Source organism: Natronomonas pharaonis DSM 2160, assembly GCF_000026045.1.
Classification (GTDB): Archaea; Halobacteriota; Halobacteria; order Halobacteriales; family Haloarculaceae; genus Natronomonas; species Natronomonas pharaonis.
This window is the reverse complement of the sequence record NC_007426.1, coordinates 1,222,826-1,237,414: the sequence shown is the minus strand read 5'-3', so window position 1 is coordinate 1,237,414 and position 14,589 is coordinate 1,222,826. Positions and strand designations below refer to the sequence as shown.

Genomic DNA, 14,589 nt, shown 5'->3' with positions numbered 1-14,589 from the left:
AAACGCCGCGTCTCGTCTGTCGGGGCCGTCATCGGCGAAAGAACTTTTGAGTGCCGATAGTACACACGTCTGTGGAAGGCGAGCAAACCATCGAAGATATCCTCGATACCATCGGGGACCAGCACGCACGGGACGTACTCGCCGCAATAAGCCGCGAGCCACGGTCGGCAAAGGAGCTTGCGGACGAATGTGACCTCTCGCTGCCGACGATTTACCGTCGACTGGAGGTACTCGAGTCGAACGACCTCGTTGTCGAGCGGACCGCGGTCTCGGGGGACGGCAACCACTACAACATCTACGAGTGTAACTTCGACAGTACTGTCATCCAACTCGAAGACGACGAGTACAAGGTCCGTATCTACCGCCGGGAGAACCTTCCGGACCGGTTTACGCAGTTGTGGGACGACCTCGGAAAAGACTAAACCGGCCCGTGGCGGAAGGCACAGACCGGAATATCCCGGAGATTTCGCGCCGCCAGCGGGGTATTTTTATCGGGGGCACATAAACGGACTCACATGGTCGACCTCTTGCAAGCGGTTCTCATCTCGATGCGACTGCTGCTTTTCGGACTTACACTCGGGCTGACGATAATCAGCTTCCAAGCCTACAGAAAGCAGCCGACAGAGCGGCTCCAGTACGCGTTCATCGGGTTCGCGTTTCTCAGCATGGGTGTCGGGGTGACGAACCTCACAACGCAACTCGGTGTGCAAGGCGGAATCGGTCGCAGCCTTCAGTATTTCCAGATCGCCGAGACAGTCCCGTTCATCGTCGGATTCGCCATGATTTACGCCTCGTTGTATCGGTAACGGATGCGAAACTACTCAAGCGGGCAGTTCAGCGGCCGGGTGAGGACCACGATTCGACGACGATGGCATTAGAGCCACAGAAAAGACACGAGTCCCCGTGTCGGAGGGCGGCGACCTGCCGCCCGCAGCGGAGACAACACAACAGCGAGCGGCCGCCGCGGTCGAGTTCATCAAAAACGCAAGGCGGATACCTCGGGGCTTGACCCCGAGGAGGAAGCCGACACTCTCCCGAGTGTCAAAGTTTAAATTGTTTGACTCCGTAATATCTTGTAGTGGATGGCAGCCACAAGTGTTGCCAGCCACGGGCTGCCAGTCAACCAGCCCCCAAGTCGGGGTCAAAGACCCGTGAACGCCTGACACTCGGTATAGAGTAATACCGAAGTAAGTTAGGTACGACGCGGCGAGTCCACCGACAAGCCTCGGGGCTTGACCCCGAGGTTGTTGACTACGGATAGCGTCCGATTGCGGCGGGATGACGTGGTCTGGGTGTCTGAGGTCTCGGTTCTCGGCCATATTTGATATACGGGACACGGCGGCAAAGCTATTGCCGTCGCGGTACCAGGCGATTCAGTGCTCGAAACACAGATTGCGTTGATAACCGTCGAATGCGGACGGTATGGTATGGAAGCAGACCGTCCGTCAGCGACCGAAGCGAACGCTGAGGAGCCGGGCGCGTATCTCACACCGCGTGCCGACTTCCTCATTATCGCCGGGCTGACGCTATGTGTCGCCGTGGCCGTCGCTGCAGTTATATTGCCGTAGGTTGACCGGCCGACGTGGGAGGACTCTTGCCGCGGCTCGCGGAGCGCGAACGCGAGGTGTGGATAGCCGCTTTACTACTGTACGGCGTCGGTGACACGGTGACGACGTTCTGGGGGTTGTCGCTCGGCGGTGTCGCCGAAGCCGGGCCGATAGCGAGACCGTTGATTGACGCCTACGGTCGCGGCGCGCTCATTGGCATCAAGGTCGTCGTGTTCCCGACGTTCTACGTCGTCTGGCGGCTGCTTCGGACGCCCGGCCGCGTTGCGGTGCCGCTTGCGCTTGCGGTCGTTGGGGCGGCGGTGACGCTGTGGAACCTCGTTGTTATCTCCGGTGCGTTATAAGCACCGGGAGGCCCTCTGTACCACTATGTTCGAAGAGATACTGCTGCCGGTCGACGGCAGCGAGGACGCGACCGCCGCCGCGACCCGCGGTTTCGACATCGCGCGCGCTCATGGCAGCCGCGTCCACGTCATCTGTGTCGCCGACACCGGTCCGCTAAGCGACTACCAGCTTCCCGGCGAGCGGACCTCGGCGGCGGAGGCACTCGGTGACCGGGCCGAGCGCGTCGTCGAGTCGGTCGTGGCGTCGGCGGCAACGGACGGTATCGAGGTGACGACCGCAACGCCGACCGGGCCGGCACCGGAGACGATTCTCGACTACGCCGACGAGGTCGAAGCCGACCTCATCGTCATGGGGACGCGAGGGCGGGGTGGTGTCGAGCGGCTTATGCTCGGCAGCGTCACAGAACACGTCGTTCGGCGAAGCGATGTCGATGTCCTCGTCCACGGTGGCACCGACTAGCCGCGCTCGGCTTCAGCGGCGATTCGGTTGACGGCACGGGTTCGCGCACCGAACCCCCAGCCGGCGAGCGCGAGGCCAACGTAGAGTCCGAGCGCCGGAAGCAGGTGCAGACCGGGCGCTACTGTAAGTGTCAGCCCGGCGGCGTCGAAGAGACCACTGACGACAATCGAAAACAGAAACAGCCCGAGTCCGAAATCGAGCGCCCGCATCGACGGCATCCCGGAGGCCAGCGGTCCGAGCCGCCCGAGCGCATAGAAGACGAAGGCGTAGCTCGCCCAGCCAACCACGAGATACGGCAGTGCACGGGAGAACGACCCAGGAATGTGGCGGGGAATGTAGACGGCATGGAGGATGCCCGCCGCCGCCACTGCGATCAGACAGAGCCCACCAAGCAGCCACGGGGAGTCGGAGTCGGTACGCATAGCCGAGCCGACGGCGGCGGCCGGCAAAAGTCCTCGCCCTCGCAGTGTATCAGGACTGGTGTTTGAGCAGCTGGCTAGCGATTTCGTGTGCGCCTTCGGCGGCTGCGAGGTCGGGACGGTCGGCCGCATCCGCTTTGATGTCCCGCTGGAGCTCATCGCTGAGCCGCCGCTCGAACTCGTCGACGAGCCCCGGGATGCAGGCCATACCGCCGGTCAGCACGATTGTCTCATCGAGAGCGATCTGATAGACCTTCATGTAGTCGTTTGCCAGTTCCGGCAGGAACTCGTTGGCGACGGCGTCGACAACCTCGTCGAGATACTCGTCGCAGGCGTCCATGACACTGTCTTCAATGGTAAACTCGTGTGCGCCGCCGCCGGGCTGCTGGATGACGTCCGTGAACGGCTCGAAGGCGTCGAAGTTGGCGTGTTCCTCCTTGTATTCGCGGGCCGTCGTGAGGTCGACGTTGACTCGGCCCTGTGTCTCTTCTTCGATGTAGGAGACGATACGGCGGTCAACTTCGCTGCCGGTGACACCGCCGGTCGCATACGGTGCGAGGGCCTCGCCACGACGGAAGGCACAGGCTTCGAGGTTCGTCGACCCGAGATTAATCGAGAGGAAGATTTCGTCAAGCGCCTCGACACCGCCGAAGACCGGAACCGCTCCACAGAGGGATTCAGGATATGCGCGGGTGAAGACGTCGCCGATGGCAGCCGATTCGATGACCGATTCGAGATTCCGGATGCCGGCCTCGTTTTCCATCGTGGGGACCGCGTACACGACGCCGCTTGCTTCGGGAACGTCGTTGGCCTCAACGACCGCTTGGAAGAACTTCGCGGCGGCCTCGGCGTTCTCGTCGTCCTCCGGCAGCCCCGACCGAAGCATATACCGAACGGTATCAGGGTACTCGCGGGCGGCTTCCTCGCCGTAGAGAATGCGTTCCTCGCCGGTGAGAGCGTCCTCGTAGGTCGCCAGACACGTGAGCATCTTGTCGACGGTGTCGTCGGTCTTCAGAACGGTTCGTGTGCTTCCGAGCTTAACGCCGACGGCTGCCCCTTCGGTCGCCTCGGTGGTGTCTTCGTCCGGTTCTTCCGTGGTGTCTTCGTCCGGTTCTTCTGTTGAGTCGTCGCTCATATGAGATAGCCAACTCAGTGGAGCCTAATAAAAGACCCGCGACATCCAACTATAGGTGCTGCAGTTACAAAGCAAGCGAAACAGCCTGATACAGGAGCCCGAACCCGAAAATCGCCACGAGTGCGACGGTCGTAACGACGACGACCGGCGACAGATGCTGTTCTTCGTCGATGATGTAGTCTTTCATGTCCGGAGGGAGGCCGCCGCAATGAAAAAGCGTTGCGCCCTATCGTCGCGAGGGACCCGCCGGTTCCGACAGCCCCCAAAGCTATGTCCGCGGCGGCGGTGCATTCGGCATGGACACAGCGGACGCCATCGACGCCTTCGCCGAAGGCGAGAATCTCCACCGCCGGCTTGATGCCGACGGACAGCCGCTCGTCGACGGCTACGAGCCGCCGCTCTCCGACGACCGGCTACGTGAGCTACACCGGGATATGCGCCTTGCGCGCCACTTCGACGAGCGGATGGTCAGCCTCCAGCGGCAGGGGCGAATCGGCACCTACGCGCCGCTTGCCGGTCAGGAGGCCGCACAGTTCGGTTCGATGTATGCCCTCGATGACGACGATTGGGTGAGCTATCAGTACCGCGAACACGGTGCAGTCATCGACCGCGGCGGCCTCGCCGACTACATCCGCTACTGGATGGGCTACGAATCCGGCAACGCGACACTCGTCGAGCACAACATCGCGCCGCTGAACATCTCGATTGCGGCGCACGTCCCACACGCCGTCGGGATGGCATGGGCCGCAAAGCTCCGCGGCGACGACCGGGCCGTTGTCTGCCACTTCGGCGACGGCGCAACCAGCGAGGGGGATTTCCACGAAGGAGCTAACATTGCCGGCGTCTTCGACGTGCCGGCGGTGTTTGTCTGTAATAACAATCAGTGGGCGATTTCCGTGCCGCAGGCCGCACAGACGGCAAGCGACACGTTCGCGGCGAAGGCCGAAGCCTATGGCTTCCCGGGTGTCCGTGTCGACGGGATGGACCCGCTTGCGACCTACGAGGTCATGGATGAGGCGCTCGACCGGGCGAAATCGGACGACGAGCGGCCGACCGACGCCGGCACGGCAAGCCGGCCGTCGCTCGTCGAGGCCGTGCAGTACCGCTTCGGCGCACACACGACCGCCGACGACCCCTCGGCGTACCGGACCGACGAGGCCGTCGAGCGTTGGCGGCGCTGGGACCCGCTGCCGCGGTTTGAGGGTTTCCTCCGCGAGTTCGGGCTGCTCGACGATGAGGCGGTTTCGGCGGTCGAATCGGACGTAGAGGCGACCGTCGCCGACGCCGTCGACCAAGCGATGGCCGTCGAGCCGGACCCCGACGACCTCTTTGCGGACGCCTACGCGGAACTCCCGGACGATATCAAATCACAGCGTGCGTACCTACAGCGGCTTCGCGAGGAGTACGGCGACAAAGCGCTACGTGAGGAGCATTGAGGCCGGAGGCGAGGCACCCCGCAGGTCACCGACCGCCGACTGGTTGAATTGTTGCTTCGACGCCGTCGGCTGGCCGGAGCGTCGGCGTCAACCGGAGGTCGTCTAGCGCTGATTCCGGAACGTCGATGTCGAAATCGCGGACGAGTCGCGCAAGGACGAGCGTCGATCCGGCCAGCGCGAACCCGCGGCCGATACACGCATGCGGGCCGCTCGAAAAGGGACGATAGGCGTCGACAGCTCTCGGGGTGCGCCGCTCCCAGCGGTCCGGGTCGAACGTGTCGGGCTGCTCAAAGTAGCTGCCATCGCGGTGAATCGACCACAGCGGCATGATGACCGCTGAACCGTCCGGGATGGTATACTGCCCGAGGGTAACATCGCCGTTTGCCTGCCGGAAAACACCCCACGCGGGCGGGTAGAGGCGTAGCGCCTCATCGTAGACCCGCCGAGTGTACGTAAGCTCCGCGAGGTCGTCGTGCGTTGGCGGTCCGTCGCCGAGAGCTTCGTCGGCCTCTTGGCGAACCCGGCGGCGAGCCTCGGGATGCCACGACAGCAGGCACAATGTGTAGGTGAGGCTCAATGCCGTCGTCTCGTGGCCGGCAATGAGAAACGTCGCGACCTCGTCTCGAATCTGGTTTTCGGGATAGTCGATATCGGGGTTGTCCTCGGCGCGAATGAGCATCGTGAGCATATCGGACGCGTCGGGACGTTCGCCGGCAGCAAGGCTCTCCCGTCGGCGTTCGATGAGCTGTTCGCTCAGCTCCCGGATACCCGCTGCCGCCTGCTCGAACTCGCCCGATGTCGGCGTCGGCACCCAGTCGGGCAGGACGGTTTCGATACCGAATTCGAACTCCTCGCCCGCGACCTGCATCCACTCGTGGAACTGGTCGGCGCGCTCCGTGCCGATGTCCTCACCCAGCAGTATCTCCGAGGCAACCCGGACGGTGAGAGAGGTCATCTCCCGATGGAGGTCGGTTGTTCTCGCTCCGGCGGCTGCCCACTGGTCGGCCCGGGCCTCGATTCGCCGCCCGGTTGTGTTCGCGTAGGCGGTCACCTGCTCGCCGCTAAACGACGGGGCCATCACCGAGCGCTGCTGGGACCAGAGCGCACCCTCGCTCTGTACGAGGCCGTTCTCAGCTATCATCGTCACCGCATCCTGAGCGGGAACACGGGGGAAATCCTCCGGACGGTCAAGCGCTTCACCGACGAGGTCGGGACCGGTCAGTACGACAAGCGGCGGCCGTCCCGGAATCGAAACCGATGTTCCGTCGTCGAACCGGGCCTGTATCCCTTCGAGAAACCGGAAGGTGTCAGTCCCAAACCGGAGCGCGTTGAGAAGCCCCGCTTCCGGCGGTTCCGGGAGTCTTGTTGACATGGCTAGGGGTAGGTCCTGAGACTATTGGGGCTTTCGCGCCCGGCAGCGTCATCCGGAACTCGACGACGGCTCAGTTCGTCGTCGTGATTTCGACGACGTCGCGATGGCTCAGTTCGGTGTCGGCCCCGACCTGCCGGCCCGACCGAACGTCGTGGGCATGGAGGAACCCATCTCCGATGTCGGTGTGGAGGAAGTAGGCGAACTCCTCGGCGGTCGAGCCGCCGGGAAGCACGAAACAATCCTGCAGGAAGGTGCCGTCGTCTTGCGGCTTGCGCGCGCCGGGAAAGACTGCAATCGCGTCGAGTTCATCGAAGAGCGCGGTCTCCAGCGCCGACTGGACGCCGGTGCCGCCGAAGTCGTCGATGAACTCGCGTATCTGTTCGAGGCCGGCCTGCTTTTCGTCCGGCAGGTCGGCGGTTATTTCGAACCCGTCGTCGCCGGGGCGGTACGAGAGAACGTCTTGCTCGTCGCCCTGCTTGAGAGCCTTCTCCGCGTGGGCCGAGACGGGCACGAACGTCAGGTGCTCGTAGTCGGGGTCGGACGTTATCGGCTCCCAGTTTTCTTGGGCGGCCTCGGTGTCCATCTTGTTGGCGGCGATGACCATCGGCTTCGTCCGGATGCGGATTTCGCGGGCTAGCCGTTCGCGGTCGGCGGCGTCCCACGGCTCGGGGGCAAGCGGCAGGTCGAGTGCGAGAATGACCTGCTTGAGTTCGTCCTCCCCGATGCCGAACGCCGACATCTGTTCGGCGAGGTCGGCCTCGATGTCGCGCTCGGTGCCGTGATAGCCGGACTCGTATCGTTCGATACCCTTTTCGAGGATATCGAGATACCACATATCGAGTTCGTTTTCGAGGAAGTCGATGTCGTCACGTGGGTCGTGGTCCTCGGTTGGCTCGCCTTCGAGGTCAGTTTCGCCAGTAAAATCGACGACGTGTATCAGCACGTCGGCTTCGTTGAGGTCGGTCAGGAACTGGTTTCCGAGCCCCTTTCCTTCATGGGCACCGGGAACGAGCCCGGCCACGTCGACCAGCTTCGTCGGGACGAACCGCATGCCGTCGGCACAGTAGCCGTGGTTCGGTGTACAGCTGTGGTCGAACTCCGGGGCCGCACACTCGACGCGAACGTAGGCCTCACCCATCGATGGGTCGATGGTCGTGAACGGATAGGCTCCCTCGGGAACGTCGTTCATCGTCGCGGCGTTGAAGAAGGTGGACTTGCCGACAGAGGGCTTGCCGACGAGTCCGATGGTGTAGCTCATAGCTACCGAGAGGAGAATCGACGGGTAAAACGTTTTGACCTCGCGCCGCCGCTTGGCTGCGGGTATCGTGTTAGCTGAATTGAGGCGCTAAGCTCCCTTGCTCAACGAGCAGCGCAGTCCGCGTAGCGGACAAGCAGCGTTAACGAGAGCGGAGCTCTCGTTCGCACATCAGAACGCTTTGCGTTCTGAGGACGCAGTAGGGAGGGGATACAGCGTCCCCAGAAATCTCTGTTTCTGGTGTGCGAACGAATCGCTCTGCGATTCGTCCACGCCGTCACAGAATTGTTTGCACTCTGTTCCATGAATTTATAACGGTGCCAGCCGAAGGCTGGAACCGTGATGGCAACTACTCATCGTCTCGGCTTAGAGTCCGACAAAAAGGACGGTCGAGACAGATTCCGCCGTCACCACCGAGTAGGAGTGGGACGCTCCAAATCCACGCCTGCGGAGACTGCGCTCCCTGCGCGGACTGTCGGCGCACGCCGACCGTCCGTGAAAAAGCGCGTCGCGGAACCAGGAAGCCCCACCCTCAGCGAGCGCGTCAGCGCGAGCAGGATGGGGTAGTTCACACGATGTCTTGTCTCAGAGCCGGTCTTGGATAGCGCTGTCAATCTCATCGTAGGCGGGGTCGACCTCCGTTTCGTCGACGAAGACGGCCGGCGTCCCGCCGACGCCCCATGACTCGCCGCGGTCACGGTCGGCAGCGATGCGTTCGCTGTGGGCTTCCTCGTCGGCAGCGGCCCGGGCGGCCGCACCGACGGCCTCGTCGTCGGCCACGTCAGCGGCGACGGTCTCGATGGCGTCTAGCGAGTAGCTCCCCTGATGGTCGTAGATGGACGACGAAAAGAGCCAGAATGCGTCGTTACCGGCCTCGAAAAAGACCTCGCGGGCGGCGTTGGCGACAGGATGGGACCACGCTTCATCGACCGGAATCGGGAAATCAGCGTGCAGATATCTGACCTCGCCTGTTTCAATATACTGGTCGATGAGAGCCGGCAGCGCCTGCGCTTTGAACCGCGCACAGGCCGGACAGCCGTAATCCTCGAACACAGTAACCGTCACGGGGGCGTTCTCGGCACCAAGCGCCGGTCGGTCGGCGTCATCGATGGCGTCGGGGTCGGCCGTGACATCGTCAGAACAGCCCGCCAGCGCCGCCCCGCCGGCCGCGGCGGTCACAGCGAGGTAGCCCCGTCGGGTGAGGTCGGGTGACATTACCGAGTATTCGGACGGCGGGGCCAAAAGCCCGACGCCTCGGCCGCCGCCGCGCTGCGACGGCGAAAGGACCGGACGGAGTGGGTAAAACCAACGTTTTAGCAACCGGGACGACTATGCTTTCACACGCCGGAACTGGAAACAGGACCGCCGGCAAGTCCGACGACACCATGAGTAGACTCCTGCCGACACGAACGGACGAGACACCCGAACGCAGCGGCGACCCCGCAGTCCTCTATGTCGACGACGAACGCGCCGAACAGCTGTTCGGTGCGCTCTCGGCGGAGACGACCCGCGATGTGTTCTGTGTGCTGAACGACGCGCCGTGTACGGCCTCCGAGGTCGCCGAGAGGCTCGGGCTCTCGCTGCAGAACGCCGGCTACCACCTCGACAAGCTTCGGGAAGCCGAACTCATCGAGGTCGTCGATGTCTGCTACTCGGAGAAGGGCCGGGAAATGGACGTGTATGCCGTCGCCGCCGACCCGACGGTGCTTGTGCTCGGCACTGAGGAAAACCGGCCACGGGTTCGGCAGGCGATAGAGCGCCTCGTCGCCGGCGTCGGCGCACCAGCGGCGCTCATCGCCGTCTGGAAGAGCGCCTCGGATACGGTTCGGGAGCTGTTCGGCCAGTAGCCGCTCAGACGGCAGCCGCTTCATCGACCAGTCCCTGCACGTATTGGTGTGCAAAGACCAGATAGTACACCGCCGACAGCCCGGCGTCAGCCGCGAGCCGCGGGACCGTCGCGGTCGAGAGCCCAATCGACCGGACCGGGACGGTCGTCCCAGCGAATGTCACCGAGATAACCACCGGCCGGCCGGCGTCGACGCCGGCTTCGAGCGCCACGCTGACAGCAAACAGGGCGACCAGTCCGGCGGTTAGTGCAACGGCTTTTCGCCGGTGCATCGTCGTCAACGCCCAACTCACCCGTATCGACTCGAGCGGCCCGTACCCACCGATGAAACACGCTTCAGGGACGAAACAGCACTTGACGAGGACGTAAACGACGACACCGACAGCCGCCGCCAACACGAGCGCATCGAAGACCCGGCCGCCGCCGACCCCGAGCGTCGTCGCGAGCGCCGGGCCGGCACGGGAGCCAGCAATGACAAGCCCAACAGCGACAGCCGCCGCACCGAGCGCCGCGACGCCGAAGGCACCGAGTGCCGCCGGCAGTCGGGTCGCTGCCGCGACCACCGGTGGGAATCGAGCGTCCGACCCGCGGAGGTCGCCCGCCCCGACAAGGCCGGCGTACCCCCGTCCGAAGAAGACGCCCGCAATACCGACGAACGCGGCAGCGATGCCGGGTTCCATTGGCACGAGCAGCGAAAGCTGCTGGGCCACGCCGACGAGGACAAACACCAGCAGGACCGACGGCCGCCGCCGAAGGAGTCGGCCGCCCCAGATGAACGCCGCGCCGAACGAACGGCTGACGACCGCGTAATCGAGCCCGCGGCAGCGAAGACAGCCACAGCCGTCGAGGTCCTCACGCCGTCTCACCGCCGGTGGACGTGACGGGTCGCGCTCGGTGCCGGATGACATTCAGTATCGGTCCAGCACCGCTACGGAGGGGGTTAGCAAACCTCTGTCGGTCGGTTCGAGCGCTCTTGACCATCCTTTACGTTTGTACTGGACGGTGCATACTTTAGTTACAGCCCTCTCGGGGACAGAATGTTAATAGCAAGGTTTCGCACGCCGAGTCGTTCGTTTGGGCGCTTAACGACTGACCGCGGCGAGAGCATCTGTTTCTCTTCGTAAAACAGCCTCTGACGCGGTGGCTCGAGCTTTTGTAGTTCCCTCAGCCGTGCTGTAGCACTCCCTGTTCCGCGAGGCAAAGGGATGAGGTTGGGCGGTTTACGCGCCCCGAACCGGACAGACGCACCAACCGAGCTCGTGGTTGAGTTTTGTGCGTCCGGTAATTCATTTTGTTACGGTCAAGTTTCGCCCTCCCACGCCACACAATGTTCACCGGAACATTTCGTCAGCGTGGTCTTGCACCACGTCACACTCGTCGTTTGGACACCGTAACCGCCGTCACTGCCGACTACCGCGCTCACCACAGCACGAACACGTCTTCGAGTTGTGGTAGGCGCCCACGGTGTCCGTCGGAATCTCTCGCCACATTGCCTTGTACGAGACGGATGTCTCGAACTTGAGGAACGGGAGCTTGTGCAACCGCTAGCTCATATACGACTGTACTGCATTTCGTCGCGAATACCGCCCATATCTTCGAACACGATGACTGGGCTCAAGAACTGCCCTGCGAGCCCCACGACAGCATGGGAGAGTCGATGCAACACCCACTCGATGAACCGCTCTTCTTTGTCACTGGGTTTTCGGTGGATACCCGTCTTTCCGTGTTCCCGACAGCGGGTGGTAATGGTGTGATAGCGTCGGCGTTCCTGTTTGATTCGTCCTTAGTCAAGGCTAGCGTGCCCTTCGTCCGCATTGTCCCGCGGTCAAGGGCGCTGAGAGCGACGTTGCGCTCGTCCAAGTCTACGGCATCGAAGGCGCGGCGGCCGTCATGGCCGGTGCCGTGCTGCTGTTCCGGTGGGCGCTCGAACGCGCTGGGCTCTTCGAGTGGCTCCTTCCGGCTGTTGCTGCGCTGGTTGCGCTCGGGGCCGGCTGTTACTTCCTCGTGCTTACTGCCGTCTCTCGGCGGTTCCGCCGGACGGTGGTCCGGAACCTCCCGGTAGACATCCGGTGGTGAGGACCGCCCGCCTGAAGCGGGTCGACCCTTTCGACACGCGAACGACAACCCTTATTCACGGGGGATTCACATCGGAACGCATGGACCTGTCGGTACCGAAAGTCGACTACTCCGACTACACCAACCGCCAGCTCGTGACGATTCCGCTCGCCGTGCTGGCGTTCGCGCTCGCGATTCTTGCTGTCGCGACGGTGGTGACGGGGTCGCCGGTCGCCCTCGGGATGGATTTCACGGGCGGCGCGGAGCTCCAAGTCGAAACCACCGACTCGCAGGCTGAGATCGAAGCGCAGTTCGACGAACCCGTCGAGTCGATAACGCAGGTCGGCTCGCCGACGAGTAACACCTACATTATCGAGTTCCAGTCGGGCGATTACGACGACCTCGGCGACCTCGTCGCCCAGGCAGAGGCTGCCGGCTATGAGATACAACAGGAAGGCGAACGCTCCGCGAGCTTCGCCGCCGACTCACAACAGCAGGCACTGTTCGGCATAGCCATCGCCTTCGCCGGCATGGCACTGCTCGTGGCGGCGATGTTCCGGACGTTCGTCCCGTCCATCGCCGTCATCGCCTCTGCCTTCTCGGACATCATGATTCCGCTGGCGCTGATGAGACTCTTCGATATCGAACTGACGCTTGGGACGGTCGCAGCGCTGTTGATGCTTATCGGGTATTCAGTCGACTCGGACCTGCTCTTGAACAACCACGTGCTCAGGCGACACGGGGACTTCTATACCTCGACGTTCCGTGCGATGCGGACGGGTGTGACGATGACGGTCACCTCTATCGCGGCGATGATAGTGATGACGGTCGTCGCTTCGCTGCTCGGCATCCCGCTGCTGCCGGATGTCGGCCTCATCCTCGTGTTCGGGCTGCTGGCTGACCTGATGAACACCTACCTGCTCAACGTGAGCCTGCTCCGCTACTACAAGTACGAGGGAATCGCAAAATGAATCTGCAACTCAAGAAACACTGGCGTATCTGGCTGCTTGTCGTCTTCGTACTGATAAGTACAGTCGCCCTGTTCGGACCACTCGGTGACGACGCGGCCGACGAGCCGACGGGCGACGCGGCACCGGAGATAGAGGGCGAACAGCAGGGCGACGAGATGGAAGCCGCACAGCCCGACGGGGACCCGGATGGCGAACAACCCGTCGGGCAGGTCAACGGTGATGTCGCGACCGCCTCACAGATAACGAACCTCCAGTTCGGGTTAGAACTGTCCGGCGGGACACAGGTGCGGGCACCCTTTATCGGGATGACCGTCTCGAACCTCGAGTTCGGCCCTGACGAACAGGGCGACATCGAGCAGACACTACAGGACGAACTGGACCTCGGGACCGGTGACGTCCGAGCCGATGCCGAGGACGGTACCGTCGAGGTCTTCCAAGACGAATACGTAGGCGGCATCGAACGGAGCGATTTCGCTGCGGCGATGCAGGAAGCCGGCTACAGTGTTGACACCGGCGATGTCGGGATGGGCGTTACCGGCGACACCAGAGACGGCGTCGAGGATGTCCTCAACGACCGACTCCGCGAACGCGGCCTCGGCGGCGGGTCGGCCGCACAGGTAAGCGCCCCCGGCCAGCAGTTCATGGTTGTCGAGGTACCGGGCGCCGACCGTGAGACGGTCGTTGACCTCATCGGCGAGCGGGGACAGGTCGAAATCTGGGCGCTGTTCCCCGGAGACGACGGTGACTACGAGACTCGGTCGCTACTCGACCAGGACGACCTCGCTGATATCGGACAGGCACGACAGGACGACGGCTACTACGTCCCGATTCGGCTCGACGAACAGGCCGGCCCCCGGTTCGGCCAAGCGATGCGCGACCACGGATTCGACCAGGACGGCGGCGTCCGCTGTAACTACGACCTCAGCCGCTCGCTGGAGGAGAACTTGGACGACGAACCCGGCCGCTGTCTGATGACGGTCCTCGACGGCGAGGTCGTCTTCGCGGCAGGCGTGAATCCGAACCTCTCGTCGTCGTTCGCCAGCGGGGCCTTCGACGATGACCCCTCCTACCGAACGACGACGACCTCCTTCGAGGACGCCCGTGACCTCGAAATCAACATGCGCGCTGGCGCGCTCCGAACGGAGCTGGACATCGACAACCGCGGCACGTCGTTCTTCCTGCTGCCGAGCCTCGCAGAGCGGTTCAAAGCGCTGTCGCTTGTGACTGGCGCTGCGGCTATCTTCGCGGTCGCCGTGATGGTCTTCTTCCGCTACCGCAAGCCCGAGGTCGCCGCGCCGATGTTGCTGACCGCCGGCTCCGAGGTGTACATCCTGCTTGGCTTTGCGGCCGCGGTAGGCTTACCGCTCGACCTGTCTCACATCGCCGGCTTCATCGCCGTCATCGGTACCGGGGTCGACGACCTCGTGATAATCGCGGATGAAATCATGCAACAGGGTGATGTGAGCACCTCAAAGGTGTTCGAATCGAGGTTTAAGAAGGCCTTCTGGGTTATCGGGGCCGCGGCGGCGACAACAATCCTCGCCATGTCGCCGCTTGCGGTCCTCTCGCTGGGTGACCTGCAGGGCTTTGCCATCATCACCATCGTTGGTGTCCTCATCGGCGTGCTGATAACGCGGCCCGCATACGGCGACATCCTCCGGATTCTCGTTTTGGAGGACGACTAACCGAACCGCCGTTTTCGAAGCTCTTTCCCGCCCGCCGCCGAAAGCC

The 14,589-nt window shown here is 63.2% G+C and carries 17 protein-coding genes and 1 pseudogene; 10 read left to right on the top strand and 8 right to left on the bottom strand.

Translation table 11 applies throughout. The features are described 5' to 3' along the window. Nucleotides 1-71 precede the first annotated feature (71 nt). The 5 genes from NP_RS06305 to NP_RS06285 all read left to right on the top strand — a co-directional run bounded on the left by NP_RS06305 (nt 72) and on the right by NP_RS06285 (nt 2,369). Nucleotides 72-422, top strand: coding sequence for an ArsR/SmtB family transcription factor (locus NP_RS06305; protein WP_049939541.1), 351 nt, complete (start codon nt 72-74; stop codon nt 420-422). Between the two features lie 93 nt (nt 423-515). Then, on the top strand, nt 516-806 hold the full coding sequence (locus tag NP_RS06300; RefSeq protein ID WP_011322994.1) for a DUF7521 family protein: 291 nt from the start codon (nt 516-518) through the stop codon (nt 804-806). Between the two features lie 621 nt (nt 807-1,427). Then, a complete protein-coding gene (locus tag NP_RS14565; RefSeq protein WP_011322993.1) occupies nt 1,428-1,568 on the top strand; it encodes a hypothetical protein in 141 nt (46 codons plus the stop codon). Nucleotides 1,569-1,582: 14 nt separating this feature from the next. Then, on the top strand, nt 1,583-1,909 hold the full coding sequence (locus tag NP_RS06290) for a DUF5658 family protein (protein WP_011322992.1): 327 nt from the start codon (nt 1,583-1,585) through the stop codon (nt 1,907-1,909). 25 nt (nt 1,910-1,934) lie between these two features. Then, nucleotides 1,935-2,369, top strand: coding sequence for a universal stress protein (locus NP_RS06285; RefSeq protein WP_011322991.1), 435 nt, complete (start codon nt 1,935-1,937; stop codon nt 2,367-2,369). Here the strand turns inward: NP_RS06285 and NP_RS06280 are convergent. The 3 genes from NP_RS06280 to NP_RS15080 all read right to left on the bottom strand — a co-directional run bounded on the left by NP_RS06280 (nt 2,366) and on the right by NP_RS15080 (nt 4,110). Then, the gene (locus NP_RS06280) at nt 2,366-2,791 is read right to left on the bottom strand and encodes a hypothetical protein (RefSeq protein WP_011322990.1); all 426 of its coding nucleotides are present in this window, start codon (nt 2,789-2,791) and stop codon (nt 2,366-2,368) included. The genes NP_RS06285 and NP_RS06280 overlap by 4 nt on opposite strands. Before the next feature lie 49 nt (nt 2,792-2,840). Then, complete coding sequence (locus NP_RS06275; protein ID WP_011322989.1) at nt 2,841-3,923, bottom strand: acetate and sugar kinases/Hsc70/actin family protein; 1,083 nt, start codon at nt 3,921-3,923, stop codon at nt 2,841-2,843. 64 nt (nt 3,924-3,987) lie between these two features. Beyond that, nucleotides 3,988-4,110, bottom strand: coding sequence for a hypothetical protein (locus NP_RS15080; RefSeq protein WP_011322988.1), 123 nt, complete (start codon nt 4,108-4,110; stop codon nt 3,988-3,990). Nucleotides 4,111-4,219: 109 nt separating this feature from the next. Between NP_RS15080 and NP_RS06270 the strand changes: the two genes are divergently transcribed. After that, entirely contained in the window at nt 4,220-5,359 is a 1,140-nt protein-coding gene (locus tag NP_RS06270) for a thiamine pyrophosphate-dependent dehydrogenase E1 component subunit alpha (RefSeq protein WP_011322987.1), read from the top strand. A 25-nt stretch (nt 5,360-5,384) separates the two neighbouring features. On the opposite strand, the gene NP_RS06265 is transcribed toward NP_RS06270, so the two are convergent. The 3 genes from NP_RS06265 to NP_RS06255 all read right to left on the bottom strand — a co-directional run bounded on the left by NP_RS06265 (nt 5,385) and on the right by NP_RS06255 (nt 9,201). After that, on the bottom strand, nt 5,385-6,731 hold the full coding sequence (locus NP_RS06265) for a cytochrome P450 (protein ID WP_011322986.1): 1,347 nt from the start codon (nt 6,729-6,731) through the stop codon (nt 5,385-5,387). A gap of 70 nt (nt 6,732-6,801) precedes the next feature. Then, the gene (locus NP_RS06260) at nt 6,802-7,989 is read right to left on the bottom strand and encodes a redox-regulated ATPase YchF (RefSeq protein WP_011322985.1); all 1,188 of its coding nucleotides are present in this window, start codon (nt 7,987-7,989) and stop codon (nt 6,802-6,804) included. A gap of 582 nt (nt 7,990-8,571) precedes the next feature. Further along, nucleotides 8,572-9,201: a thioredoxin domain-containing protein gene (locus NP_RS06255; RefSeq protein WP_011322984.1), complete on the bottom strand. Its 630-nt coding sequence runs from the start codon at nt 9,199-9,201 to the stop codon at nt 8,572-8,574. 170 nt (nt 9,202-9,371) lie between these two features. Between NP_RS06255 and NP_RS06250 the strand changes: the two genes are divergently transcribed. After that, complete coding sequence (locus NP_RS06250) at nt 9,372-9,833, top strand: ArsR/SmtB family transcription factor (RefSeq protein WP_011322983.1); 462 nt, start codon at nt 9,372-9,374, stop codon at nt 9,831-9,833. A gap of 4 nt (nt 9,834-9,837) precedes the next feature. On the opposite strand, the gene NP_RS06245 is transcribed toward NP_RS06250, so the two are convergent. Continuing rightward, nucleotides 9,838-10,740 (bottom strand): hypothetical protein, encoded by a 903-nt coding sequence (locus tag NP_RS06245; RefSeq protein ID WP_011322982.1) that lies wholly within the window; start codon nt 10,738-10,740, stop codon nt 9,838-9,840. A gap of 256 nt (nt 10,741-10,996) precedes the next feature. Further along, nucleotides 10,997-11,698: pseudogene (locus tag NP_RS15160) on the bottom strand (IS200/IS605 family accessory protein TnpB-related protein); the annotation flags it as partial. A 24-nt stretch (nt 11,699-11,722) separates the two neighbouring features. On the opposite strand from NP_RS15160, the gene NP_RS14685 reads away from it, so the two are divergent. The 3 genes from NP_RS14685 to NP_RS06230 all read left to right on the top strand — a co-directional run bounded on the left by NP_RS14685 (nt 11,723) and on the right by NP_RS06230 (nt 14,543). Further along, nucleotides 11,723-11,908 (top strand): hypothetical protein, encoded by a 186-nt coding sequence (locus tag NP_RS14685; RefSeq protein ID WP_049939538.1) that lies wholly within the window; start codon nt 11,723-11,725, stop codon nt 11,906-11,908. 80 nt (nt 11,909-11,988) lie between these two features. Beyond that, nucleotides 11,989-12,858, top strand: coding sequence for a protein translocase subunit SecF (secF, locus tag NP_RS06235; RefSeq protein WP_049939537.1), 870 nt, complete (start codon nt 11,989-11,991; stop codon nt 12,856-12,858). Then, nucleotides 12,855-14,543: a preprotein translocase subunit SecD gene (locus NP_RS06230; protein WP_011322978.1), complete on the top strand. Its 1,689-nt coding sequence runs from the start codon at nt 12,855-12,857 to the stop codon at nt 14,541-14,543. The genes secF and NP_RS06230 overlap by 4 nt, the downstream gene beginning before the upstream one ends. Nucleotides 14,544-14,589: the final 46 nt, after the last annotated feature.

Coding starts and splice junctions, on each gene's coding strand:
- NP_RS06300 (WP_011322994.1), top strand. CDS start 516: ATGGTCGACCTCTTGCAAGCGGTTCTCATCTCGATGCGACTGCTGCTT.
- NP_RS14565 (WP_011322993.1), top strand. CDS start 1,428: ATGGAAGCAGACCGTCCGTCAGCGACCGAAGCGAACGCTGAGGAGCCG.
- NP_RS06285 (WP_011322991.1), top strand. CDS start 1,935: ATGTTCGAAGAGATACTGCTGCCGGTCGACGGCAGCGAGGACGCGACC.
- NP_RS06280 (WP_011322990.1), bottom strand. CDS start 2,791: ATGCGTACCGACTCCGACTCCCCGTGGCTGCTTGGTGGGCTCTGTCTG.
- NP_RS06275 (WP_011322989.1), bottom strand. CDS start 3,923: ATGAGCGACGACTCAACAGAAGAACCGGACGAAGACACCACGGAAGAA.
- NP_RS15080 (WP_011322988.1), bottom strand. CDS start 4,110: ATGAAAGACTACATCATCGACGAAGAACAGCATCTGTCGCCGGTCGTC.
- NP_RS06270 (WP_011322987.1), top strand. CDS start 4,220: ATGGACACAGCGGACGCCATCGACGCCTTCGCCGAAGGCGAGAATCTC.
- NP_RS06265 (WP_011322986.1), bottom strand. CDS start 6,731: ATGTCAACAAGACTCCCGGAACCGCCGGAAGCGGGGCTTCTCAACGCG.
- NP_RS06260 (WP_011322985.1), bottom strand. CDS start 7,989: ATGAGCTACACCATCGGACTCGTCGGCAAGCCCTCTGTCGGCAAGTCC.
- NP_RS06255 (WP_011322984.1), bottom strand. CDS start 9,201: ATGTCACCCGACCTCACCCGACGGGGCTACCTCGCTGTGACCGCCGCG.
- NP_RS06250 (WP_011322983.1), top strand. CDS start 9,372: ATGAGTAGACTCCTGCCGACACGAACGGACGAGACACCCGAACGCAGC.
- NP_RS06245 (WP_011322982.1), bottom strand. CDS start 10,740: ATGTCATCCGGCACCGAGCGCGACCCGTCACGTCCACCGGCGGTGAGA.
- NP_RS14685 (WP_049939538.1), top strand. CDS start 11,723: ATGGCCGGTGCCGTGCTGCTGTTCCGGTGGGCGCTCGAACGCGCTGGG.
- secF (WP_049939537.1), top strand. CDS start 11,989: ATGGACCTGTCGGTACCGAAAGTCGACTACTCCGACTACACCAACCGC.
- NP_RS06230 (WP_011322978.1), top strand. CDS start 12,855: ATGAATCTGCAACTCAAGAAACACTGGCGTATCTGGCTGCTTGTCGTC.